21 protein-coding genes are annotated in these 22,820 nt (G+C 72.3%); 1 reads left to right on the top strand and 20 read right to left on the bottom strand.

Annotated elements, in window-relative coordinates; all coding sequences use genetic code 11:
- Window positions 1-46: 46 nt before the first annotated feature.
- The 6 genes from carB to pyrR form a co-directional block, all read right to left on the bottom strand.
- Window positions 47-3,355 carry a carbamoyl-phosphate synthase large subunit gene (gene carB / locus C593_RS0125125; protein ID WP_018850090.1) on the bottom strand — a complete coding sequence of 1,103 codons (3,309 nt, stop codon included), beginning with the start codon at window positions 3,353-3,355 and terminating at the stop codon, window positions 47-49.
- The gene (carA, locus tag C593_RS0125120; RefSeq protein ID WP_018850089.1) at window positions 3,348-4,499 is read right to left on the bottom strand and encodes a glutamine-hydrolyzing carbamoyl-phosphate synthase small subunit; all 1,152 of its coding nucleotides are present in this window, start codon (window positions 4,497-4,499) and stop codon (window positions 3,348-3,350) included. The genes carB and carA overlap by 8 nt, the downstream gene beginning before the upstream one ends.
- Complete coding sequence (locus C593_RS0125115; RefSeq protein ID WP_486591183.1) at window positions 4,496-5,083, bottom strand: PH-like domain-containing protein; 588 nt, start codon at window positions 5,081-5,083, stop codon at window positions 4,496-4,498. The genes carA and C593_RS0125115 overlap by 4 nt, the downstream gene beginning before the upstream one ends.
- A complete protein-coding gene (locus tag C593_RS0125110) occupies window positions 5,080-6,366 on the bottom strand; it encodes a dihydroorotase (RefSeq protein WP_018850087.1) in 1,287 nt (428 codons plus the stop codon). The genes C593_RS0125115 and C593_RS0125110 overlap by 4 nt, the downstream gene beginning before the upstream one ends.
- Before the next feature lie 4 nt (window positions 6,367-6,370).
- On the bottom strand, window positions 6,371-7,348 hold the full coding sequence (locus C593_RS0125105; protein ID WP_018850086.1) for an aspartate carbamoyltransferase catalytic subunit: 978 nt from the start codon (window positions 7,346-7,348) through the stop codon (window positions 6,371-6,373).
- A gap of 90 nt (window positions 7,349-7,438) precedes the next feature.
- Complete coding sequence (gene pyrR / locus C593_RS0125100) at window positions 7,439-8,023, bottom strand: bifunctional pyr operon transcriptional regulator/uracil phosphoribosyltransferase PyrR (RefSeq protein WP_018850085.1); 585 nt, start codon at window positions 8,021-8,023, stop codon at window positions 7,439-7,441.
- Between the two features lie 230 nt (window positions 8,024-8,253).
- Here pyrR and bldD point away from each other — a divergent pair, with 230 nt between their 5' ends.
- On the top strand, window positions 8,254-8,754 hold the full coding sequence (gene bldD / locus C593_RS0125095) for a transcriptional regulator BldD (protein WP_005319862.1): 501 nt from the start codon (window positions 8,254-8,256) through the stop codon (window positions 8,752-8,754).
- Window positions 8,755-8,972: 218 nt separating this feature from the next.
- Here bldD and nusB read toward each other — a convergent pair whose 3' ends face one another.
- The 14 genes from nusB to C593_RS0125025 form a co-directional block, all read right to left on the bottom strand.
- Window positions 8,973-9,404 carry a transcription antitermination factor NusB gene (gene nusB / locus C593_RS0125090; protein ID WP_018850084.1) on the bottom strand — a complete coding sequence of 144 codons (432 nt, stop codon included), beginning with the start codon at window positions 9,402-9,404 and terminating at the stop codon, window positions 8,973-8,975.
- 2 nt (window positions 9,405-9,406) lie between these two features.
- Window positions 9,407-9,973 carry an elongation factor P gene (efp, locus tag C593_RS0125085; protein WP_018850083.1) on the bottom strand — a complete coding sequence of 189 codons (567 nt, stop codon included), beginning with the start codon at window positions 9,971-9,973 and terminating at the stop codon, window positions 9,407-9,409.
- A gap of 50 nt (window positions 9,974-10,023) precedes the next feature.
- Window positions 10,024-11,133, bottom strand: a complete 1,110-nt coding sequence (locus C593_RS0125080; protein WP_018850082.1) for an aminopeptidase P family protein — start codon at window positions 11,131-11,133, stop codon at window positions 10,024-10,026.
- A 135-nt stretch (window positions 11,134-11,268) separates the two neighbouring features.
- A complete protein-coding gene (locus tag C593_RS32020) occupies window positions 11,269-12,201 on the bottom strand; it encodes an AAA family ATPase (RefSeq protein WP_026278057.1) in 933 nt (310 codons plus the stop codon).
- 223 nt (window positions 12,202-12,424) lie between these two features.
- Complete coding sequence (locus C593_RS0125070; RefSeq protein ID WP_018850080.1) at window positions 12,425-12,868, bottom strand: type II 3-dehydroquinate dehydratase; 444 nt, start codon at window positions 12,866-12,868, stop codon at window positions 12,425-12,427.
- Window positions 12,865-13,959, bottom strand: coding sequence for a 3-dehydroquinate synthase (gene aroB / locus C593_RS0125065; RefSeq protein ID WP_018850079.1), 1,095 nt, complete (start codon window positions 13,957-13,959; stop codon window positions 12,865-12,867). The genes C593_RS0125070 and aroB overlap by 4 nt, the downstream gene beginning before the upstream one ends.
- Entirely contained in the window at window positions 13,956-14,531 is a 576-nt protein-coding gene (locus tag C593_RS0125060; protein WP_018850078.1) for a shikimate kinase, read from the bottom strand. The genes aroB and C593_RS0125060 overlap by 4 nt, the downstream gene beginning before the upstream one ends.
- A complete protein-coding gene (gene aroC, locus C593_RS0125055) occupies window positions 14,528-15,712 on the bottom strand; it encodes a chorismate synthase (RefSeq protein ID WP_026278056.1) in 1,185 nt (394 codons plus the stop codon). The genes C593_RS0125060 and aroC overlap by 4 nt, the downstream gene beginning before the upstream one ends.
- Window positions 15,713-15,903: 191 nt before the next feature.
- A complete protein-coding gene (locus C593_RS0125050) occupies window positions 15,904-16,767 on the bottom strand; it encodes a shikimate dehydrogenase (RefSeq protein ID WP_037747081.1) in 864 nt (287 codons plus the stop codon).
- Window positions 16,757-18,619 carry an endolytic transglycosylase MltG gene (mltG, locus tag C593_RS0125045; RefSeq protein WP_018850075.1) on the bottom strand — a complete coding sequence of 621 codons (1,863 nt, stop codon included), beginning with the start codon at window positions 18,617-18,619 and terminating at the stop codon, window positions 16,757-16,759. Before mltG ends, C593_RS0125050 begins: the two co-directional genes overlap by 11 nt.
- 101 nt (window positions 18,620-18,720) lie before the next feature.
- On the bottom strand, window positions 18,721-19,185 hold the full coding sequence (ruvX, locus tag C593_RS0125040) for a Holliday junction resolvase RuvX (RefSeq protein ID WP_026278055.1): 465 nt from the start codon (window positions 19,183-19,185) through the stop codon (window positions 18,721-18,723).
- A 47-nt stretch (window positions 19,186-19,232) separates the two neighbouring features.
- Window positions 19,233-21,902, bottom strand: coding sequence for an alanine--tRNA ligase (gene alaS / locus C593_RS0125035; RefSeq protein WP_018850073.1), 2,670 nt, complete (start codon window positions 21,900-21,902; stop codon window positions 19,233-19,235).
- Window positions 21,902-22,297 carry a hypothetical protein gene (locus C593_RS33945; protein WP_018850072.1) on the bottom strand — a complete coding sequence of 132 codons (396 nt, stop codon included), beginning with the start codon at window positions 22,295-22,297 and terminating at the stop codon, window positions 21,902-21,904. The genes alaS and C593_RS33945 overlap by 1 nt, the downstream gene beginning before the upstream one ends.
- Before the next feature lie 9 nt (window positions 22,298-22,306).
- Window positions 22,307-22,735, bottom strand: coding sequence for a DUF948 domain-containing protein (locus C593_RS0125025; protein ID WP_026278054.1), 429 nt, complete (start codon window positions 22,733-22,735; stop codon window positions 22,307-22,309).
- Window positions 22,736-22,820: the final 85 nt, after the last annotated feature.

The raw sequence follows: 22,820 nt of genomic DNA, 5'->3' as shown, positions 1-22,820 counted from the left end.
ATGGGGCATGAGGAGGGGGACACCGTTTCCGGTGTCCCCCTCGGTACTAGTCGCGGGCCGCGGTCAGGTGTTCGGCGTGTTCCTGGAGGGAGCGGACGCCGATGTCGCCGCGCCCGAGCGCCTCGATGCCCTGTACGGCGGCGGCGAGGGCCTGGACCGTCGTCAGGCACGGGACGGAGCGGGCGACGGCCGCGGTGCGGATGTCGTAGCCGTCGAGCCGGCCGCCGGTGCCGTAGGGGGTGTTGACGATGAGGTCGACCTCGCCGTCGTGGATGAGCTGGACGATCGTCTTCTCACCGTTCGGACCCTCGCCCTCGGACTGCTTGCGGACGACCGCGCAGTGCAGGCCGTTGCGCCGCAGGACCTCGGCGGTGCCGGAGGTGGCCATCAGCTCGAAGCCGTGGGCGACCAGTTCCCGCGCCGGGAAGATCATCGACCGCTTGTCCCGGTTGGCGACGGAGACGAAGGCGCGGCCCTTGGTGGGCAGCGGGCCGTAGGCGCCGGCCTGGGACTTGGCGTAGGCGGTGCCGAAGACCGAGTCGATGCCCATGACCTCGCCGGTGGAGCGCATCTCCGGGCCGAGGACGGTGTCCACGCCGCGGCCGTGCACGTCGCGGAAGCGGGTCCACGGCATCACGGCCTCCTTGACGGAGATCGGCGCGTCCATGGGGAGGGTGCCGCCGTCGCCCTGGCGCGGCAGCAGGCCCTCCGCGCGCAGTTCGGCGATGGTGGCGCCGAGCGAGATCCGGGCCGCCGCCTTGGCGAGCGGCACCGCGGTGGCCTTGGAGGTGAAGGGCACGGTCCGGGAGGCGCGGGGGTTGGCCTCCAGGACGTAGAGGATGTCGCCGGCCATCGCGAACTGGATGTTGATCAGGCCGCGGACGCCGACGCCCGCCGCGATGGCCTCGGTGGAGGCGCGCAGCCGCTTGATGTCGTGCCCGCCGAGGGTGATCGGGGGCAGGGCGCAGGCGGAGTCGCCGGAGTGGATGCCGGCCTCCTCGATGTGCTCCATGACGCCGCCGAGGTAGAGCTCGTGGCCGTCGTAGAGGGCGTCGACGTCGATCTCGATGGCGTCGTCGAGGAAGCGGTCCACCAGGACCGGGCGGGACGGGGAGATCTCGGTGGACTCGGCGATGTACGCCTCCAGCCGGGTCTCGTCGTAGACGATCTCCATGCCCCGGCCGCCGAGGACGTAGGAGGGGCGGACCAGGACCGGGTAGCCGATCTCGTCCGCGATGGCCTTGGCGCCGGCGAAGGTGGTGGCGGTGCCGTGCTTGGGCGCGGGGAGCCCGGCCTCCGCGAGCACCCGGCCGAAGGCGCCGCGGTCCTCGGCGGCGTGGATGGCCTCCGGGCTGGTGCCGACCACGGGCACGCCGTTGTCCTTCAGGGCCTGGGCGAGGCCCAGCGGGGTCTGGCCGCCGAGCTGGACCACCACACCGGCGATCGGGCCCGCCAGGGACTCGGCGTGCACGATCTCCAGGACGTCCTCCAGGGTGAGCGGCTCGAAGTAGAGCCGGTCGGAGGTGTCGTAGTCGGTGGAGACGGTCTCGGGGTTGCAGTTGACCATGACGGTCTCGTAGCCGGCGTCGTGCAGCGCGAAGGAGGCGTGGACGCAGGAGTAGTCGAACTCGATGCCCTGGCCGATGCGGTTGGGGCCCGAGCCGAGGATGATCACCGCGGGCTTCTCGCGCGGGGCGACCTCGGACTCCTCGTCGTAGGAGGAGTAGAAGTACGGGGTCCGGGCGGCGAACTCGGCGGCGCAGGTGTCGACCGTCTTGTAGACCGGGCGGACGCCGAGGGCGTGGCGGACCTCGCGGACGACGTCCTCGCGCAGGCCGCGGATGTCGGCGATCTGGGCGTCGGAGAAGCCGTGGCGCTTGGCGTCGGCGAGCAGCTCGGGGGTGAGCTTGTCGGCGGCGGCCAGCTCGTCGGCGTGCTCCTTGATCAGGAAGAGCTGGTCGACGAACCAGGGGTCGATCCGGGTCGCGTCGAAGACCTCCTCGGGGGTGGCCCCGGCGCGGATGGCCTCCATCACGAGGTTGATCCGGCCGTCGGTGGGCCGCACGGCCTCGCGCAGCAGCTCGGCCTTGTCGCCGGCCGGGCCGGTGAAGGCGAACTGGCTGCCCTTCTTCTCCAGCGACCGCAGGGCCTTCTGGAGGGCCTCGGTGAAGTTGCGGCCGATGGCCATGGCCTCGCCGACCGACTTCATGGTGGTGGTGAGGGTGGAGTCGGCCTGCGGGAACTTCTCGAAGGCGAACCGGGGGGCCTTGACGACCACGTAGTCGAGGGTCGGCTCGAAGGAGGCCGGGGTCTTCTCGGTGATGTCGTTGGGGATCTCGTCGAGGGTGTAGCCGACGGCGAGCTTGGCGGCGATCTTGGCGATCGGGAAGCCGGTGGCCTTGGAGGCGAGGGCGGAGGAGCGGGAGACGCGCGGGTTCATCTCGATGACGATGATCCGCCCGTCCGCCGGGTCGACGGCGAACTGGATGTTGCAGCCGCCGGTGTCGACGCCGACCTCGCGGATGATCGCGATACCGATGTCCCGCAGCCGCTGGTACTCGCGGTCGGTCAGGGTCATCGCGGGGGCGACGGTGATGGAGTCGCCGGTGTGGACGCCCATCGGGTCGAAGTTCTCGATGGAGCAGACGACCACGACGTTGTCGTTCTTGTCGCGCATCAGCTCCAGCTCGTACTCCTTCCAGCCGAGGATGGACTCCTCCAGGAGGACCTCGGTGGTCGGGGAGAGCGTGAGGCCCTGGCCGGCGATGCGGCGCAGTTCCTCCTCGTCGTGGGCGAAGCCGGAGCCGGCGCCGCCCATGGTGAAGGAGGGGCGCACCACGACCGGGTAGCCGCCGAGGGTGTCGACGCCGGCGAGGACGTCCTCCATGGTGTGGCAGATGACCGAGCGGGCGGACTCGCCGTGGCCGATCTTCCGCCGGACCTCCTCGACGACCTCCTTGAACAGGTCGCGGTCCTCGCCCTTGTGGATCGCCTCCACGTTGGCGCCGATCAGCTCGACGCCGTACTTCTCCAGCACCCCCTGCTCGTGCATGGAGATGGCGGTGTTGAGCGCGGTCTGCCCGCCGAGGGTGGGCAGCAGGGCGTCGGGGCGCTCCTTGGCGATGATCTTCTCGACGAACTCGGGGGTGATCGGCTCGACGTAGGTGGCGTCGGCGATCTCCGGGTCGGTCATGATCGTGGCCGGGTTGGAGTTGACCAGGATCACCCGCAGGCCCTCGGCCTTGAGGACGCGGCACGCCTGGGTGCCGGAGTAGTCGAACTCGGCGGCCTGGCCGATGACGATCGGGCCGGAGCCGATGACCAGGACGGACTGGATATCGGTGCGCTTAGGCACGCTCGGCCTCCATCTGGGTGGTGCTCATCAGAGATACGAAGCGGTCGAAGAGGTACGCGGCGTCGTGCGGGCCGGCGGCCGCCTCGGGGTGGTACTGGACGCTGAAGGCCGGGCGGTCGAGGAGCCGCAGCCCCTCCACCACGTCGTCGTTGAGGCAGACGTGGGAGACCTCGGCGCGGCCGTAGGGGGTGTCGGAGACGCGGTCGAGGGGGGCCTCGACGGCGAAGCCGTGGTTGTGGGCGGTGACCTCGACCTTGCCGGTGGTGCGGTCCTGCACGGGCTGGTTGATGCCCCGGTGGCCGTACTTGAGCTTGTAGGTGCCGAAGCCGAGGGCCCGGCCGAGGAGCTGGTTGCCGAAGCAGATCCCGAACAGCGGGGTGCCGCGCTCCAGGACGGCCTTGACCACGGTGAGGTCGGCGGTGGCGGGGTCACCGGGGCCGTTGGAGAGGAAGACGCCGTCCGGTTCGACGGCGTAGACCTCCTCGGCGGTGGCGGTGGCGGGCAGGACGTGCACCTCGATGCCGCGTTCGGCCATCCGCTGCGGGGTCATGCCCTTGATGCCGAGGTCGAGGGCGGCGACGGTGAACTTCTTCTCGCCCACGGCCGGCACCACGTACGGCTCGGTGGTGGCGACCTCGGCGGCGAGGGCGGCGCCCTTCATCGCGGGGGCCTGCCGGACCCGGTCGAGGAGGGCGGCCTCGTCGGCCAGGGCCTCGCCGGAGAAGATGCCGACGCGCATGGCGCCGCGTTCGCGCAGGTGCCGGGTGAGGGCGCGGGTGTCGATCCCGGAGATGCCGACGACGCCCTGGGCGGTCAGCTCGTCGTCCAGAGTGCGGCGGGAGCGCCAGTTGGACGGGATCCGGGCGGGGTCGCGGACGACGTATCCGGCGACCCAGATCCGCCGGGACTCGTCGTCCTCGTCGTTGTAGCCGGTGTTGCCGACGTGCGGGGCGGTCATCACGACGACCTGCCGGTGGTACGACGGGTCGGTGAGGGTCTCCTGGTAGCCGGTCATGCCGGTGCTGAAGACCGCCTCGCCGAAGGTCTCCCCCACGGCCCCGTAGGCGCGGCCGCGGAAGGTGCGGCCGTCCTCCAGGACGAGCACGGCGGGAGCGGTGGCGGCTCCCCTGGTGGAGGTGGTCATCGTGCGGTGCCTTCCGTCGTCTTGATCATGTCGTTGAGGGTGTCGGCCCAGGTGGTCTGCTCGGCGGCCCGGTCGGAGCGGAAGCCGGAGTCGATCAGCCGCTCGCCGTGCTGCCAGGTGACGATCAGCAGACCGCCCTCGGCGAGGACCTTGCCGGCGATCCCCTTGTCGAGGCGGGCCTCGCGCAGTGCCTCGGCGGGCACGAAGAAGTCCCGGGCGCCGGGGCGGACGACCGCGAGTCCGGCGTCGGTGAGGGTGAGTTCCACGCGGCTGCGGACGCCGAGGCCGTGGGCGACGATCCGGTCCAGCCACTGCCCGGCGGTGGTGGAGCCGTGGTAGCGGCCGGCCAGGGTGAGCTTCGGCTCGCCGGGCGCCTCGGGCAGGGCGGGCAGCTCGGGCAGGTCCGACTGGAGGCTGCCGCGCCACTTCCAGCCCTGGCGCATCAGCCAGTAGACGAGGACGACGAAGATCAGCAGTCCGACGGTCCACCCGATGCGCGCGGCCCAGTCGGTCACCTCCGCCGACTTCCGCTCGGCGGCGGTGTTCGCCGCGTTCAGGGCCAGATTCACAAGTGCAGGTGTCACGCCAGCTTCCCGTCCATCAGCGTCGCACGGCCCCGCAGGAAGGTGTGCGTCACGCGCCCGGGCAGCTCGCGGCCCTCGTAGGGGGTGTTGCGGCTGCGGGAGGCGAAGCCCGCGGGGTCCACGACACCACGGTAAGCCGGATCGACCAGGGTGAGGTTGGCGGGCTCACCAGCCGAGACGGGCCGTCCGTGGCCCTTGGCCCCGCCGATGCGGGCGGGCGCGAAGGACATCCGCTCGGCGACGCCCGCCCAGTCCAGGAGCCCGGTCTCCACCATGGTCTGCTGGACGACGGAGAGCGCGGTCTCCAGGCCGACCATGCCCATGGCGGCCGCGGCCCACTCGCAGTCCTTGTCCTCGTGCGGGTGGGGGGCGTGGTCGGTCGCGACGATGTCGATCGTGCCGTCGGCGAGCGCCTCGCGCAGGGCCATCACGTCCCGCTCGGTGCGCAGCGGCGGGTTGACCTTGTAGACCGGGTTGTAGCTGCGCACCAGCTCGTCGGTGAGGAGCAGGTGGTGCGGGGTGACCTCGGCGGTGACGTCGATGCCGCGGGACTTGGCCCAGCGGACGATCTCGACGGAGCCGGCGGTCGACAGGTGGCAGATGTGGACGCGGGAGCCGACGTGCTCGGCGAGGAGGACGTCCCGGGCGATGATCGACTCCTCGGCGACGGCGGGCCAGCCGCTGAGGCCGAGTTCGGCGGAGACGACGCCCTCGTTCATCTGGGCGCCCTCGGTCAGCCGGGGCTCCTGGGCGTGCTGGGCGATGACCCCGCCGAAGGCCTTCACGTACTCGAGGGCGCGGCGCATGATCACCGCGTCGTCCACGCACTTGCCGTCGTCGGAGAAGACGGTGACGCCGGCGGCGGACTCGTGCATGGCGCCCAGCTCGGCGAGTTTGCGGCCCTCCAGGCCGACGGTGACGGCGCCGATGGGCTGCACGTCGCAGTAGCCGGACTCCTTGCCGAGGCGGTAGACCTGCTCGACCACGCCGGCGGTGTCGGCGACCGGGTGGGTGTTGGCCATGGCGAAGACGGCGGTGTAGCCGCCGCTCGCGGCGGCGCGGGTGCCGGTGAGGACGGTCTCGGAGTCCTCGCGGCCGGGCTCGCGCAGATGGGTGTGGAGGTCGACCAGGCCCGGCAGGAGGATCTGCCCGGTGGCGTCGACCACCTCGGCGCCCTCGGCGGAGAGGCCGGCGCCGGTAGCGGCGATCACCGCGCCGTCGACCAGCACGTCCAGCGCCTCGCCGCCCAGCAGCTTCGCACCGCGGATCAGGATCTTGCTCATGGTCTTACTTCTCCTCGGTACGGGGGTTGGGGGCGTCGGACTCGTTGCCGCCGAGCAGCAGGTAGAGCACGGCCATCCGGATGGACACACCGTTGGCGACCTGCTCGATCACGGTGCAGCGGCCGGAGTCGGCGACCTCTGCGGTGATCTCCATGCCGCGGACCATCGGGCCGGGGTGCATCACGATCGCGTGGCCGGGCATCTTCGCCATCCGGTCGGCGTCGAGGCCGTAGCGGCGGGAGTACTCGCGCTCGGTGGGGAAGAAGGCCGCGTTCATGCGCTCGCGCTGGACGCGGAGCATCATCACGGCGTCCGACTTGGTGAGGACGCTGTCCAGGTCGTAGGAGACCTCGCAGGGCCAGCTCTCCACACCGACGGGCACCAGGGTGGGCGGGGCGACGAGGGTGACCTCGGCGCCGAGGGTGTGCAGCAGGTCGACGTTGGAGCGGGCGACCCGGCTGTGCAGGATGTCGCCGACGACCGTGATCCGGCGGCCGGCCAGGTCCTGGCCGATCCCGGCGTCCGGACCGATCAGGCGGCGGCGCATGGTGAAGGCGTCGAGCAGGGCCTGGGTGGGGTGCTGGTGGGTGCCGTCGCCCGCGTTGATGACGGGGGCGTCGATCCAGCCGGAGGTGGCGAGCCGGTAGGGCGCCCCGGAGGCGCCGTGCCGGATGACGACGGCGTCGACGCCCATGGCCTCCAGGGTCTGGGCGGTGTCCTTCAGCGACTCGCCCTTGGAGACGCTGGAGCCCTTGGCGGCGAAGTTGATGACATCGGCGGAGAGGCGCTTCTCGGCGGCCTCGAAGGAGATCCGGGTCCGGGTCGAGTCCTCGAAGAAGAGGTTGCAGACCGTGCGGCCGCGCAGGGCGGGCAGCTTCTTGATCGGCCGGTCGGCGACCCGGGCCATCTCCTCGGCGGTGTCGAGGATGCGGACGGCTTCGTCGCGGGTGAGATCGGCGGCCGAGATGAGGTGGCGCATCATCGGGGGTTTTCTCCAGGTCTGTGGAGGTTCGCGAGACGTGCGGGCGCGCGGGAGCGCGCGCCGTACGCGGGGGTGGGGCGTACGGGGTTGCTACTGCTCGCCGGCGGCGGCCGGGGCGGCCCCCCGGATTCCGAGCAGCACGGTGTCGCGGCCGTCCTCCTCGGCGAGCTGGACCTTGACCGCCTCGCGCAGCGACGTGGGGATGTTCTTGCCCACGTAGTCGGCGCGGATGGGCAGCTCGCGGTGGCCGCGGTCGACGAGGACGGCGAGCTGCACGGCGCGCGGCCGGCCGATGTCGCCGAGGGCGTCGAGGGCGGCGCGGATGGTGCGCCCGGAGAAGAGGACGTCGTCGACGAGGACGACGAGGCGGCCGTCGACGCCGTCGCCGGGGATCTCGGTGCGGGCGAGCGCGCGGGCGGGCTTGAGCCGCAGGTCGTCCCGGTACATGGTGATGTCCAGGGAGCCGACCGGGATCTTCCGGCCGGTGATGCCTTCGAGCTTGTCGGCGAGCCGGCGGGCGAGGAAGACGCCGCGGGTGGGGATGCCGAGGAGCACCACGTCGTCGGCGCCCTTGGCGCGTTCGACGATCTCGTGGGCGATGCGGGTGAGCACCCGCGCGATGTCCGGAGCCTCCAGGACGGGCCGCGGGACCTCGGGGCTGTGCTGTGCGTCCATACGAAACGGACCTCCTTCTCCGCCTCACGGGACGGTTCTTAAAGGACGTCGGAATTGCGCCGACCACATTACCAGTGCTTGATGGGTGTACTGATCCGGCTACGCCGGTCCGTGGCCGAAACCGGTCCGGACCATTCGGCTTGACTCAGCCAAGTCACGCTGCGTAACCTCACAGTGAGTTACCAGTCGCGCGGCCGAGCCGCACGTTGTCACAGCGTCCGGGGAGCTATATGTCCAGCGAATACGCAAAGCAGCTCGGGGCCAAGCTCCGCGCCATCCGCACCCAGCAGGGTCTGTCCCTCCACGGCGTGGAGGAGAAGTCCCAGGGGCGCTGGAAGGCCGTGGTGGTCGGCTCCTACGAGCGCGGCGACCGTGCGGTGACCGTGCAGCGCCTCGCCGAGCTGGCGGACTTCTACGGCGTCCCCGTGCAGGAGCTGCTGCCGGGCACCACGCCGGGCGGGGCCGCCGAGCCGCCGCCGAAGCTGGTGCTCGACCTGGAGCGCCTGGCCCACGTCCCGCAGGAGAAGGCCGGCCCGCTCCAGCGGTACGCGGCCACCATCCAGTCCCAGCGCGGCGACTACAACGGCAAGGTGCTGTCGATCCGCCAGGACGACCTGCGCACCCTGGCCGTGATCTACGACCAGTCCCCCTCGGTCCTGACCGAGCAGCTCATCAGCTGGGGTGTGCTGGACGCGGACGCCCGGCGCGCGGTCGCCCACGAGGAGAGCTGATTTCCCGACGGGATCAGCGCTGAAAAAACGTCACGCCGGAGGGCGGAAGCGGTCATCCGCTTCCGCCCTCCGCGCGTTTCCGCCCCTCGGAGGGCCGTCCGAGGGGCCCTTCCTACGGCGCTCCCACGGCGAGAACGCGCCAGGCCCGGTGCGGAGGACGTGTGTCACTCCGCACCGGGCCCGGTGCTCGCCGGCTCGCTCGCCCGCCGCCTGAGGGGCTACTGGTCGCGGCGGAGGCTCGGCTTGAGGTCCTTGAAGCGGCCCAGCAGGCCGTTCACGAACGAGGGGGACTCGTCGGTGGAGAACTCCTTGGCGAGCTGCACCGCCTCGTCGATCACCACGGCGTCCGGTGTACCGTCCACCCACACCAGCTCGTAGGCGCCGAGGCGCAGGATGTTCCGGTCGACGACGGGCATCCGGTCGAGCGTCCAGCCGACCGCGTAGGTGGCGATCAGCTCGTCGATGCGGTCGGAGTGCTGCGCATAGCCCTCGACGAGGTCCATGGTGTACTCGGCGACCGGCGGCTGACGGTCGTCGGACCGCGCGTGCCGGACCCAGTCGGCGAGGACGTCCTGCACGGACGCCCCGCGCTGGTCGGCCTCGAAGAGGATCTGGAAGGCACGCTTGCGGGCCTTGTTGCGGGCAGCCACGGTTAGCTGTTCACCCGGCCGAGGTAGTCGCCCGAACGGGTGTCGACCTTGATCTTCTCGCCGGTGGTGATGAACAGCGGGACCTGGATCTCGTAACCGGTCTCCAGGGTGGCGGGCTTGGAGCCACCGGTGGAGCGGTCGCCCTGCACGCCCGGCTCGGTGTGCTGGATCGTCAGCTCGACGGCGGCGGGGAGCTCGACGTAGAGCACCTCGCCCTCGTGCTGCGCGACGCTGGCCGTGAAGCCCTCGATGAGGAAGTTCGCGGCGTTGCCGACCGTCTTGCGGTCGATCATCAGCTGGTCGTACGTCTGCATGTCCATGAAGACGAAGTACTCGCCGTCCATGTACGAGAACTGCATGTCGCGGCGGTCGACGGTGGCCGTCTCGACCTTCACGCCTGCGTTGAAGGTCTTGTCGACGACCTTGCCGGAGAGCACGTTCTTGAGCTTGGTGCGCACGAAGGCCGGGCCCTTGCCGGGCTTGACGTGCTGGAACTCGACGACGGACCAGAGCTGGCCTCCGTCGAGCTTGAGCACCATGCCGTTCTTGAGGTCGTTCGTGGAAGCCACGGTTGCGGAATCTCCTGGACTGACGCTGGTGGACGACCGAGGTCCGCGCCCTACAGCGCGAGCAGCTCCTTGGTCGTGATGGTGAGTAGCTCGGGGCCGCCGTCCGCCTCCTGGCGCACGACGAGCGTGTCATCGATCCGGACACCGCCCCGTCCCGGGAGGTGGACCCCCGGTTCGACGGTGACCGGCACGCAAGCGTCCAGTTTACCCATGGCCGCAGGGGCGAGCTGCGGGTCCTCGCCGATTTCGAGCCCCACCCCGTGGCCGGTGCGGGGCGCGAGGTTCTCGCCGTACCCGGCGCCGTCCAGGATCTGCCGGGCCGCACGGTCGACCTCGCGGTAGGCGGCACCGGGCACCAGCGCCTCCCGTCCGGCCCGCTGAGCGGCGAAGACGAGGTCGTACAGCTCGACCTGCCAGTCCGCCGGGGAGGTGCCGATGACGAAGGTCCGGCCGATCTCGCAGCGGTAGCCGCGGTAGTTGGCGCCGAGCGAGACCGACAGGAAGTCGCCCTCCTCCACCCGCCGGTCCGAGGGCCGGTGGCCGGGGAGCCCGGCGTTGGGGCCGGCGGCGACGCAGGTGGGGAACGCGGGCCCGTCGGCGCCGTGGTCGACCAGGCGGCGCTCCAGCTCCAGGGCGAGGTGCCGTTCGGTGCGGCCGACGAGGATCGATTCGAGGAGTTCGCCGAGGGCCTGGTCGGTGATCTCGGCGGCGATGCGCAGCGCGGCGATCTCGTCCTCGTCCTTGACGACGCGCTGCTGCTCGACGGCGGTCCCCAGGTCGGTGACGGTCAGCGCGGGCGCGGCGGCGGCGAGGGCCCGGTGCCGGGCCACCGTCAGATGGTGCTCCTCCACCGCGAGGGAGCCGGCCCCGCCGGTGCGGGCGCGTTCGGCGGCGGCCACGGCGGGGTCGGCCCCGCCCGCGGGCAGCACGGCGGTGCGCAGCCCGTCGTCCAGATGTCCTTCCACCGGGTCGCCGGTGGGGGCGCGGGGGCAGAGCAGCGCGTCCTCGCCGCCGGGCCCGAGCAGCAGGACGGCGCCGGGCGGGGCGGCGCCGGCGAGATAGCGGACGTTGGCGGGGCGGGAGACCAGGACGGCGGCGGTCCCGGCCGCCGCACACCGGTCGCGCAGTCGGCCGCGCCGGTCGGCGAACACCTCGGACATTCTCCGAGCGTACGAGCCCGCCGCCGCCTCGGCCCGGTGGCGCGTCCGTCGGTGCGGCGGCGCGCTCCCGGGGAACGCCGGGCCCGGGGCGCCGGGCCCGGGGCGCCGGGCTCGGGGGCGCGCCGCCGTGCCGGGCTACCAGCTGGGCGGGCTGGCGATGGCGCGGGCGAGGACGTCGTCCAGGACGCGGGCCGTGGTCTCCACGTCGTACGTGGAGTTGTCGATGATCGGGAGGCCCGAGCCGTACCAGCCCGCCATGCGGCCGTGGATGCCGGCCACCTCCTCGTCGGAGAGGCGGCGGTTGCCCGAGCGTTCCGCGTTCCGCTCCAGGACGATCTCCAGGCCCGGGAGGAGGACCACCGGGAGGAGCCCCGGGCCCACGTGGCGCTTCCAGCCGCCGAGGCCGACCACGGGGCGGTCGGGGAAGACCGCGTCGTCGAGGATGCAGGAGATGCCGTTGGCGAGGAAGTTCCGGGCGGCGAAGCCGCAGGTGCGGCGGGCCAGGCGGTACTGGGCCTCGGAGTGGTCGTTCCAGCCGTCCTGGGGGTCGGCGAAACCGGAGCAGACCCATTCGCGCACATCGTCCAGGCTGATGTGGGCGGTGGGGACGCGCCGGGTCCGCGCCCAGTGGCGGGCGACGGTGGTCTTGCCCGCGCCGGCCGGGCCGATCAGGAGGACGGCGAGCATCGCCGTGCCGGTGCCGCCCTCCGACGGGGGCGGGGCGGGTATCGGCACGGGCTCGCCCGCGGGGAGCCGGACATGGCCGGTGGTGTCCGGGTGCCGCGGCCCGGCGGGCGGCTGCGGTCCGGAGGGGTGCCGGGCCGCGGGGCCGTGCCAGGCGTGCCCGGGGGCGCCGGGCGCGGGCGGGGCGACGGGCGGGTGACCCGGCGCCTGGCCCGGGTGGCCGGGGCCCTGGGGGGCGGGCGCGGCCAGGGGTGGCGGAGGCGGGGGCGGTCCGGCAGGGAGGCCGGGGGCCGGTCCCGGGTGATGGGCGCCGGGCGGCCGGCCCGCCGGTCCCTGCCCCGGTCCGTGGGGCGGTGGCGGCGGAGCCCCCACTGCGTGCTGCATCCGGTGCCACTCCGTCTCGTGCGACTGACGCTGAGCGGGCGGCCGTTCGGCCTCCCGCCACCGAACGGTACCTTCCCGAAGCCGTTCTGATGTGCGACCGTGACCGGTCGCTCTTCTCACAACGGCCGGATGTCTCCCGAAGTGCCCGGCATGCCGGGCCCGTTCGGCGCCACCGTGCCGGAGCGGCCGGGGCGCCGTCCCACCGTGCCGCAGGCGTCAGGCGTCAGGCGTCGGCCAGTTCCTCCGCCAGCGCCCGCAGCGCCAGCCGGTAGGAGCCGATGCCGAAGCCTGCGACGGTCCCGCTGGCGACGGCCGCGACCACGGAGGTGTGCCGGAACGCCTCGCGCGTGTACGGGTTGGAGATGTGCACCTCGATCAGCGGCGCGGTCCGCTGGGCCGCCGCGTCCCGCATGCCGTACGAGTAGTGCGTGAAGGCGCCCGGGTTGAGAACGACCGGAACCGATCCGTCGGCGGCCTCGTGGAGCCAGCGGATCATCTCCCCCTCGTCGTTGGTCTCGCGCACCTCGACGTCGAGGCCCAGTTCCTCGCCGAGGGTCCGGCAGGACTCCACCAGACCGGCGTAGGAGGTGGAGCCGTAGACGTCGGGCTCCCGCGAGCCGAGGCGGCCGAGATTGGGGCCGTTGAGCACCAGCGTCCGGCGGCTCACGCGGACACCTCGCCGTACGCGGCGAGCAGCACGGCCGGATCCGGGCCCTCCAGTACGGTCGGCCGGGCGAGGCCGTCCAGCACGATGAAGCGCAGCAGGTTGCCCCGGGACTTCTTGTCGACCCGCATGGTCTCCAGCAGCTTGGGCCACTGGTCGCCCCGGTAGGTCAGCGGCAGCCCGACGGACTCCAGGACGCTGCGGTGCCGGTCGGCCGTGGCGTCGTCCAGCCGCCCGGCGAGGCGGCCGAGTTCGGCGGCGAAGACCATGCCCACGGAGACGGCCGCACCGTGCCGCCACTTGTAGCGCTCGTTCTTCTCGATCGCGTGCGCCAGGGTGTGGCCGTAGTTGAGGATCTCGCGGAGCCCGGCCTCCTTGAGGTCGCTGGAGACGACGTCGGCCTTGACCCGGATGGAGCGCTCGATCAGCTCCGCGGTGTGCGGCCCGGCGGGGGTGCGCGCGCCCTCGGGGTCGGACTCGACCAGGTCGAGAATGACCGGGTCGGCGATGAAACCGGCCTTGATGACCTCGGCCATGCCGCTGACGTAGTCGTGCACGGGGAGGGAGCCCAGGGCGGCCAGGTCGCAGAGGACCCCGGCGGGCGGATGGAAGGCGCCGACCAGGTTCTTGCCCTCGGCGGTGTTGATGCCCGTCTTGCCGCCGACCGCCGCGTCCACCATGGCCAGCACGGTGGTCGGCACGGCGATCCAGCGGACCCCGCGCAGCCAGGTCGCCGCGACGAAGCCGGCCAGGTCGGTGGTGGCACCGCCGCCGACGCCCACGATCACGTCGCTGCGCGTGAAGCCGGTCTGGCCGAGGGCCTTCCAGCAGTAGGCGGCGACCTCGGCGGTCTTCGCCTCCTCCGCGTTGGGCACCTGGATGTTGACGGCCTCGTACCCCTGATCGGCGAGGTCGCTGCGCAGGGCCTCGCCCGTCTCGGCGAGGGCCTCGGGGTGGATGACGGCGACCCGGCGCACACCGGGGCCGATCAGTCCGCCCAGCTCGCCCAGGAGCTGCCGGCCGATCAGCACCTCGTACGGGTCGGTGCCGGCCGTACCGCCGACCTGGATACGCGTCACTGCCTGGTCGGTCACTGCTTCTCCTGCCGGGTGTCCGGGTTGTGCCGGGTCTCGGGGGACGGCCCCCCCGGGGCGCGGCCCTTCGCTTCGAGTGCGTCGAGGACGGCCTGAGCGACCTCCTCGGGGGTGCGGTCGTCGGTGGCGACGACCGCGCGGGCGACCTCGGTGTAGAGGTGGCGGCGGGCCTCCATCAGCTCGCGCCACTGGCGGCGCGGGTTGACGGCGAGCAGCGGGCGGGCGGTGTTCAGCCCGACCCGGCGCACGGCCTCCTCCACGTCCATGGAGAGGTAGACGACGGGCAGCCCGGCGAGCAGCGCCCGGGTGCCGTCGTCCAGGACGGCACCGCCGCCGAGGGAGAGGACGCCGGTGTGGTCGGTGACGGCGGCCCGTACGGCGGCGCGCTCCAGGGCCCGGAAGTGCTCCTCGCCGTCCTCGACGAAGATGTCCGAGATCTCGCGGCCCTCGGCGGCGACGATGTCGGCGTCGGTGTCCCGGTAGGGGACGCCGAGCCGGCCGGCGAGCAGCTCGCCGACCGTCGACTTGCCCGAGCCCATCGGCCCGACGAGGACGATCAGCGGGGCGGTCACCGGATGTGCAGGTTGTCGAGGTAGGACCGCACGTTGCGGCGGGTCTCGGTGACGCTGTCGCCGCCGAACTTCTCGGCGACGGCGTCCGCCAGGACCAGCGCGACCATGGCCTCGGCGACGATGCCGGCCGCCGGGACCGCGCACACGTCGGAGCGCTGGTGGTGCGCGGCGGCGGGCTCGCCGGTCTCCACGTCCACGGTCTTCAGGGCGCGCGGCACGGTGGCGATGGGCTTCATCGCGGCGCGCACGCGCAGCAGCTCGCCGGTGCTCATCCCGCCCTCGGTGCCGCCGGAGCGGCCGGAGGTGCGCCGGATGCCCTCGTCGGTGGGGACGATCTCGTCGTGCGCCTTGGAGCCGGGGACGCGGGCGAGGTCGAAGCCGTCGCCCACCTCGACGCCCTTGATCGCCTGGATGCCCATGAGCGCGGCGGCGAGCCGGGCGTCCAGGCGCCGGTCCCAGTGCACGTGCGAGCCGAGGCCGACGGGCACCCCGTACGCCAGCACCTCGACGACACCGCCGAGGGTGTCACCGTCCTTGTGGGCCTGGTCGATCTCGGCGACCATCGCCTTGCTCGCGTCGGCGTCCAGGCAGCGCACCGGGTCGGCGTCCAGCTTCTCGACGTCGGCGGGGGTCGGGTAGACGCCGTAGGGGGCCTTGGCGGCGGCGAGCTCAACGACATGGGAGACGATCTCGATGCCCGCGGTCTCCTTGAGGTAGGAGCGGGCCACCGCACCCAGCGCGACGCGGGCCGCGGTCTCCCGGGCGCTGGCGCGCTCCAGGACCGGGCGGGCCTCGTCGAGGGCGTACTTCTGCATCCCGGCGAGGTCGGCGTGGCCGGGGCGGGGACGGGTCAGGGGCGCGTTGCGGGCGAGGGCGGCCAGCTCGTCGGGGTCGACGGGGTCGGCCGCCATGACCTTCTCCCACTTGGGCCACTCGGTGTTGCCGACCATGACGGCGACCGGGGAGCCCATGGTCAGGCCGTGGCGCACCCCGCCGAGGAAGGTGACCTCGTCGCGCTCGAACTTCATCCGCGCACCGCGCCCGTAGCCGAGGCGCCGCCGGGCGAGGTGGTCCGCCACCATGTCGGTGGTGACGGGGACACCGGCGGGAAGACCCTCCAGCGTCGCCACCAGTGCGGGTCCGTGCGACTCGCCCGCGGTCAGCCAACGCAACCTGCTCAACGGTGCTCCTCATGCTCGCGCTCAGAACTGCGGCGGCGCGGCCCGGGCTCCCGGCGGGTACGGCCGGGAGCACGGCCCTGGTACGCCTGAACCGATCCTCCCATGTCCGGGAAGGCGTCCCGGACACCGTCCCATCAGGCGGACGTCCGCCGAGACAGGTACGGGGCCGCCCGGGGAAGCGGGCAGGCGGGTCAGGCGGAGGCGTGGCGGGCGGCGAGGGCCTGCTCGCCCGCGCGGCGCATCGCGGCGAGCGGCGCGGGCGTCCGGCCGGTCATCTGCTCGACCTGGAGGACGGCCTGGTGCACCAGCAGGTCCAGCCCGCCGACCACCGCTCCCCCGCGCGCCGACCAGGCGGCGGCCAGGCGGGTGGGCCAGGGCTCGTAGAGGACGTCGAAGAGGGTGCCGGGGGCCTCGGGCACGGCCGCGGCGAGGGCGTCGGTGCTGCCCTCCGGGGTGGTGGCGACGACCAGGGGCGCGCGCAGGGCCTCGGCGGCGTCCGCCCAGTCGGCGGTCCGGACGTCGACGCCCAGCCGCTCGCCCCAGCCACGCATCTCCTCGGCGCGGGCGGCGCTGCGGACATAGGCGGTGACGGGGCCGGTGCAGAGCCGGGCGAGCGCGGCCAGCGCGGAGGAGGCCGTGGCGCCGGCGCCGAGGACCGCGGCGGACTCCACCGTCGCCACGCCGCGTTCGCGCAGGGCGGCGATCATGCCGGGGATGTCGGTGTTGTCGCCGAGCCGGCGGCCGTCCCCGGTGAGGACGACGGTGTTGACCGCCTCGACGGAGGCGGCGGTGTCGCTGACGCCGTCCAGCAGCGGGATGACCGCGCGCTTGAGCGGCATGGTGAGCGAGAGACCCGCCCAGGAGGCGTCGAGTCCGGCCAGGAAGGCCGGGAGGGCGGCCTCGCCGACCTCGAAGCGGTCGTAGGACCAGTCGGTGAGGCCGAGTTCGGCGTAGGCGGCGCGGTGCAGCACCGGGGAGAGCGAGTGGGCGATGGGCGAGCCGAGCACGGCTGCCCGCCGGCCCGCATCGCTCCCCGGAGCGCAGCTAGCTGTCATTGAACTTCTTCTTCAGCTTCAGGAAGTCGTCGTGGTTCTTGGCGAACTCCGTCACCTCCATGCCGTCGGTCGCCACGAAGTACATCCAGCCGTCCTCGGTCGGGCTGAGTGCGGCGGTGATGGCCTCGTTGCCCGGGTTGCTGATCGGCCCCGGGGTCAGACCCTTCTGGGTGTAGGTGTTGTACGGGTCCTGGTTCTTGTTGATCTCCGCCTCGGAGATGTCGATGTTGCTCTGGCCCTTGAGGTAGTTGAACGCCGAGTCGAACTGGAGGAGCTGGTTGGTCTCGGTGTTGGTGGGCTTGAGGCGGTTGTAGACGACCTCGGACATCTTGCGGAAGTCGTCCTCCGTCTTGCCCTCGACCTGAACCAGGCTGGCGACGGTCAGCAGTTCCCACGGGTTCTTCAGCCCGAGCCCCTGGGCCTTGCCCTCCAGGTCGGCCTTCTCGTACTCCTGGTTGGCCCGGGCGACCATCTTCTTCAGCAGCGCCTCGGGGTCGGTGCCCTTGGGTGCCGGGTAGGCGGCCGGGAAGAGGAAGCCCTCCAGGGGGTCCTTGACGTTCTTGTGGCCCTTGGCCCAGTCGGGGAGGCCGAGGGCGCCGGCCTTCTCCTTGGCGATCTTGGCCGTGGTGCCGGGCTTCAGCTCCAGGCGCTTGTCGACCAGGTCGTAGACCTCGGCGTTGCGCCTGCCCTCGCCGAAGACCAGGTTGTTCCGGCTGGCGGGGTCGAGCATCAGCTCGACCGCGGCCTTGCCGGACATCTCCTTCTTCAGGACATAGCCGCCGTCCTGGATGCTGGTGCCCTTGGGGTTGTCGTTCTGCGCCTGGATGAAGGCGTCGACGCTCTTGACGACGCCTTCCGCCTTGAGGATCTGGCCGATCTGGGCGCCCGTGGCTCCCTTGGGGATGTCGACGACCGCCTGGCCGGATCCCGCACCCGCGAAGTCCTCGACCTTGTCCCGGTTCTGCCAGAACTGGTAACCGAAGTAGGCGGCACCACCGGCGCCGCCCACCAGGACCGCGGCGACGACCAGGCAGGCCAGGCCGTTGCGGCTCTTGCGCTTGCCCTTGCCCCGGCCGCCTCCGCCGTCGTGGCGCTCGTCCGGGTCGTCGTCCTCGTCGTCGTAGCCGTCGTCGTCCGGGTCCTCGTCGCGCCGGCGTCCGCCGCGGCGCTCGGCGGGGGCGTCCTGACCGGTGAAGAAGGGGTGGTCCTCCTCCTTCGCCGCCTCGGCGTCCCAGTCGGTGGGGGCCTCCGGCTCGGGCTGCGGCGGGGGGGCGGGGCGGCCCCGGCGCGCGGGGGGTTCGGGGGGCGGGTACGCCTCGGTGGTGCCGTAGTAGTCGGCCTCCTGGCGGCTGCCGTAGCCCGCGGGGGCTCCGCCGTAGGCGCCGGCCTGGTCGGTGCCGTAGGGCGCGGACGCCTGCTGACTCGTGTCCCATGAGGGGTCGTAGGGCTGCCCGCCCCCGTACTGCTGGTGGTGCTGCTGGTGCTGGTGGGCGTACTGGCCGGTGTCGTACTGCTGCTGGTCGCCCTGGCCGTACTCCGGCTGGGCCGGGTACTGGCCAGTCTCGTACTGCTGTCCGCCGCCCTGGGTGCCGTACTGCTGCTGGTACGGGTCCTGTCCGCCGTACTGCTGCTGAGCCTGCTGGTGGCCGTACTGCTGCTGGTCGTAACCGCCCTGATAGGGCTGCTGGTGACCGTAGGGGGTCTCGCCGCCCTGGCCCTGGGGGTACTGCTGCTGCCCGGCGTCGTAACCGTCCTGGCCCGACGCGTCCCGGCGACTCCATCCCTGGTCCCCGTAGAGAGGATCCTCGGGATGCCACGGTTCGGAGCCGGGGCCCCGGCCATACTCAGTCATCGATCCCCTAGGGCCGCGAGGCGGTGCGGACGGTCCGCCTCTTGTCTGTGCGGCGGCTGTTCGGACACGGCCGCATCGCGCGGAACGTTACCGTATCGCGATCAGACAATCGTTTCGACGCCCTCTCCTGGCGGATTGCCGGACACCCGTTCGGACTCCAGCGCGTTCTGGAGGATGACGACGGCGGCCGCCTGGTCGACCACCGAGCGGCCCTTCTTCGACTTCACACCCGAGGCGCGCAGGCCCTGGGTGGCCGTCACCGTGGTCATGCGCTCGTCGACCAGCCGCACCGGGACCGGCCTGATCCCCTGGGCCAGGGTCCGGGCGAAGGAGCGGACCTTCTTGGCCGCCGGACCCTCCCCGCCGCTCAGCGAGCGGGGCAGGCCCACGACGACCTCGATCGGCTCGTACTCCTCGACCAGCTGGCGCAACCGCCGGTGGGCGGCCGGGACGTCACGCCCCGGCACGGTCTCCACCGGGGTGGCGAGGACCCCGTCGGGGTCGCACGAGGCGACCCCGATCCGGGCGTCCCCCACGTCGATCGCGAGCCGCCGGCCCCGGCGCATCCCTGCCGGGCCGGCCTCCGCGCCGGACGTCGCACCGGTCACGCCCGTCACGCCTTCTCGGCGACGAGGCGCTCGACGGCGGCGATGGCGTCCGTCACGGCCTCCGGGTTCTGGCCGCCGCCCTGGGCGACGTCCGGCTTGCCGCCGCCTCCGCCGCCGAGGGCACCGGCGGCGGTGCGCACCAGGTCACCGGCCTTGAGACCGCGCTCGCGGGCGGCCTCGTTGGTGGCGACGACCGTGAGCGGACGCCCGTTGGTGACGGCGAACACCGCGACGACGGCCGGACGGTCGCCCGGGATGCGGCCGCGCACGTCGAGGACCAGCTTGCGCAGGTCGTCGGCGCCGGTGCCGTCCGGGACGGTGCCGGTGACCAGGGCCACCCCGCGCACGTCCTTGGCACCCTCGGCGAGACCGGCGGCGGCGCCCAGCACCTTCTCCGCGCGGAACTTCTCGATCTCCTTCTCGGCGTCCTTCAGCTTGCCGAGCATGGCGGCGATCTTCTCGGGCAGCTCCTCGGAGCGCCCCTTGACCAGCTCCTGGAGCTGGGCGACGACCGTGTGCTCCTTGGCGAGGAAGTTGTACGCGTCCACGCCCACCAGGGCCTCGACGCGGCGCACGCCGGAGCCGATGGAGGACTCGCCGAGGAGCTTCACCAGGCCGAGCTGGGCGGTGTTGTGGACGTGGGTGCCGCCGCACAGTTCCTTGGAGAAGTCGCCGATGGTGACGACGCGCACCCGCTCGCCGTACTTCTCGCCGAACTCGGCGATGGCGCCCTGCTTCTTGGCGTCGTCGATGCTCATGACCTCGGCGTGGACGTCGAGTTCACGCGAGAGGACCTCGTTGATCTTCTGCTCGACGTCGGTCAGGACCGTGCCGGGGACAGCGTTGGGCGAGCCGAAGTCGAAGCGGAAGCGGCCCGGGGAGTTCTCCGAACCGGCCTGGGCGGCCGTCGGGCCGAGGGCGTCGCGCAGCGCCTGGTGGGTGAGGTGGGTGGCGCTGTGGGCACGGGCGATGGCCCGGCGGCGGCGCACGTCGATGGCGGCGTACGCGGAGGCGCCGACGGTGACCTCGCCGACCTGGACGACGCCCTTGTGCACGCTGACGCCCGGCACCGGCTGCTGCACGTCGCGGACCTCGATGACCGCGCCGGAATCCAGCCGGATGCGGCCCTGGTCGGCGAGCTGGCCGCCGCCCTCGGCGTAGAACGGGGTGCGGTCGAGGACGATCTCGACCTCGTCGCCCTCGGAGGCGGCCGGGGAGGAGACGCCGTCGACCAGCAGGCCGACGACCGTGGACTCGCCCTCGGTCGATCCGTAGCCGGTGAACTCGGTGGTGCCGGCGGTGTCGGCGACCTCGCGATAGGCGGACAGGTCGGCGTGGCCGGTCTTCTTGGCCTTGGCGTCGGCCTTGGCGCGCTCCCGCTGCTCCTTCATCAGGCGGCGGAAGCCGTCCTCGTCCACCGAGAGGCCCTGCTCGGCGGCCATCTCCAGGGTGAGGTCGATCGGGAAGCCCCAGGTGTCGTGGAGCAGGAACGCCTTGTCGCCGGAGAGGACGGTGCCGCCGGCCGCCTTGGTCTCGGTGACGGCGGTGTCGAGGATGTTGGTGCCGCCCTTGAGGGCCTTGAGGAAGGCGGCCTCCTCGGCCAGGGCGACGGCCTCGATGCGGCCTCGGTCGGTGACCAGTTCGGGGTACTGCTGCCCCATGGTGTCGATGACGACGCCGACCAGGTCCTTGACGACCGGGCCGGTGGCGCCGAGCAGGCGCATGTTGCGGATGGCGCGGCGCATGATCCGGCGCAGCACGTAGCCGCGGCCCTCGTTGCCGGGGGTGACGCCGTCGCCGATGAGCATGGTGGAGGTGCGGATGTGGTCGGCGACCACGCGCAGGGAGACGTCCGAGCCCTGCTCGGCGCCGTAGCGGACGCCGGTCAGTCCGGTGGCCTCGTCCATGACGACGCGCAGGGTGTCGGTCTCGTACATGTTCTGCACGCCCTGCAGGATCATGGCGAGACGTTCCAGGCCGAGGCCGGTGTCGATGTTCTTGCTCGGCAGGTCCCCGAGGATCGGGAAGTCCTCCTTGCCGTCGCCGGCGCCGCGCTCGTACTGCATGAAGACCAGGTTCCAGATCTCCACGTAGCGTTCGTCGTTGACGGCCGGGCCGCCCTCCTCGCCGAACTCAGGGCCGCGGTCGTAGTTGATCTCGGAGCAGGGGCCGCAGGGGCCGGGGACGCCCATGGACCAGAAGTTGTCCTTCTTGCCCAGCCGCTGGATGCGCTCGGCCGGGACGCCGATCACATCGCGCCAGATCCGCTCGGCCTCGTCGTCGTCGAGGTAGACGGTGATCCAGAGCTTCTCCGGCTCCAGGCCGTAACCGCCCTTGTCCTGGGGGCTGGTGAGCAGCTCCCAGGCGAGCTTGATGGCACCTTCCTTGAAGTAGTCGCCGAAGGAGAAGTTGCCGCACATCTGGAAGAAGGTGCCGTGGCGGGTGGTCTTGCCGACCTCTTCGATGTCCGGGGTGCGCACGCACTTCTGCACGCTGGTGACGCGCGGGGCGGGGGGCTTGACCTCGCCGAGGAAGTACGGCTTGAAGGGGACCATGCCCGCGGGGACCAGCAGCAGAGTCGGGTCGTCCGCGATGAGCGACGCCGAAGGGACGACGGTGTGCCCGCGCTCCTCGAAGAAGCTCAGCCAGCGGCGGCGGATTTCAGCCGACTCCATCAGTGGTCCTCATTCCGGTTGTACGAGGTGCCGGGGCGGCCCCGGTCCTCGGTGGGGTTCTGCGTGGTGCGGTGGTACCCGGTGCCCGTGCCGGGCCTGCGGGGAGCCGGGCCGACGGCGGGGCGCCGGCCCGACGGCGGGAGCGCGAGCGGAGGGTCACGGTCGGGGCCGGCGTTCAGGCCCAGGGCCTCGCCGAGTTCGGCCTCGCGCTGGGCCATCTGCGCGCGGACGTCGAGGGCGAGCTCCTTGAGGCGGTGCCCCGCTTCGACGGCCTTGTCGGCCGCCTGGGCGGCCAGGCTCTCGGGCGTGAGCTGCCGGAGTTTGCGGTTGACCTTGGTGGTGGCCCACACGCCGGCGGCTGCGCCCGCGGTGAACCAGAAGGTACGGCGGAACATGGTGGTGGCTCAGCCCTTCCGCTTGCTGCGTCGTGCGCCCGGCAGGGTCCGGCCGACGACCACCGTGCGGCGGTCGCGGCGGGGCTCGGGGCCGTCCCCGCGGCCCAGCGCCCGGCGGACGCCGTAGCCGAAGGCGGCCACCTTCACCAGCGGGCCGCCGAAGGTGGAGGCGACGGTGGTGGAGAGCGCCGAGGCGTTGGAGGTGACCTCCTGGACATCGCTGGCGATCGCGTCGACCCGGTCGAGCTGGGTCTGTGCGGACCGCACGGTCGCGGAGGCCTCCGCGAGCAGGGGTACGGCCTGTTCGGACACGTCCGCCACGAGTCGGGTGGTCGCTCTGAGCGTCTGGGCCAGCCTCACCAGCACCACTGCGAGGAAGGACACCAGGATCGCCCAGAAGACGGCCACCAGAATCCCGGCAACCTCTCCACCGGTCACTGCGACACCGCTCTCTGTTCGGCTGCTCTGTTCGTCTTCTCTGTTCGGCGTCCGGGTTCGTCGTCCGGTACCGGAAGATTTCAGG

It is taken from the genome of Streptomyces sp. CNT372 (genome assembly GCF_000377145.1).
The sequence above is the reverse complement of the archived record's forward strand: the minus strand, read 5'-3'. Positions and strand labels throughout refer to the sequence as shown.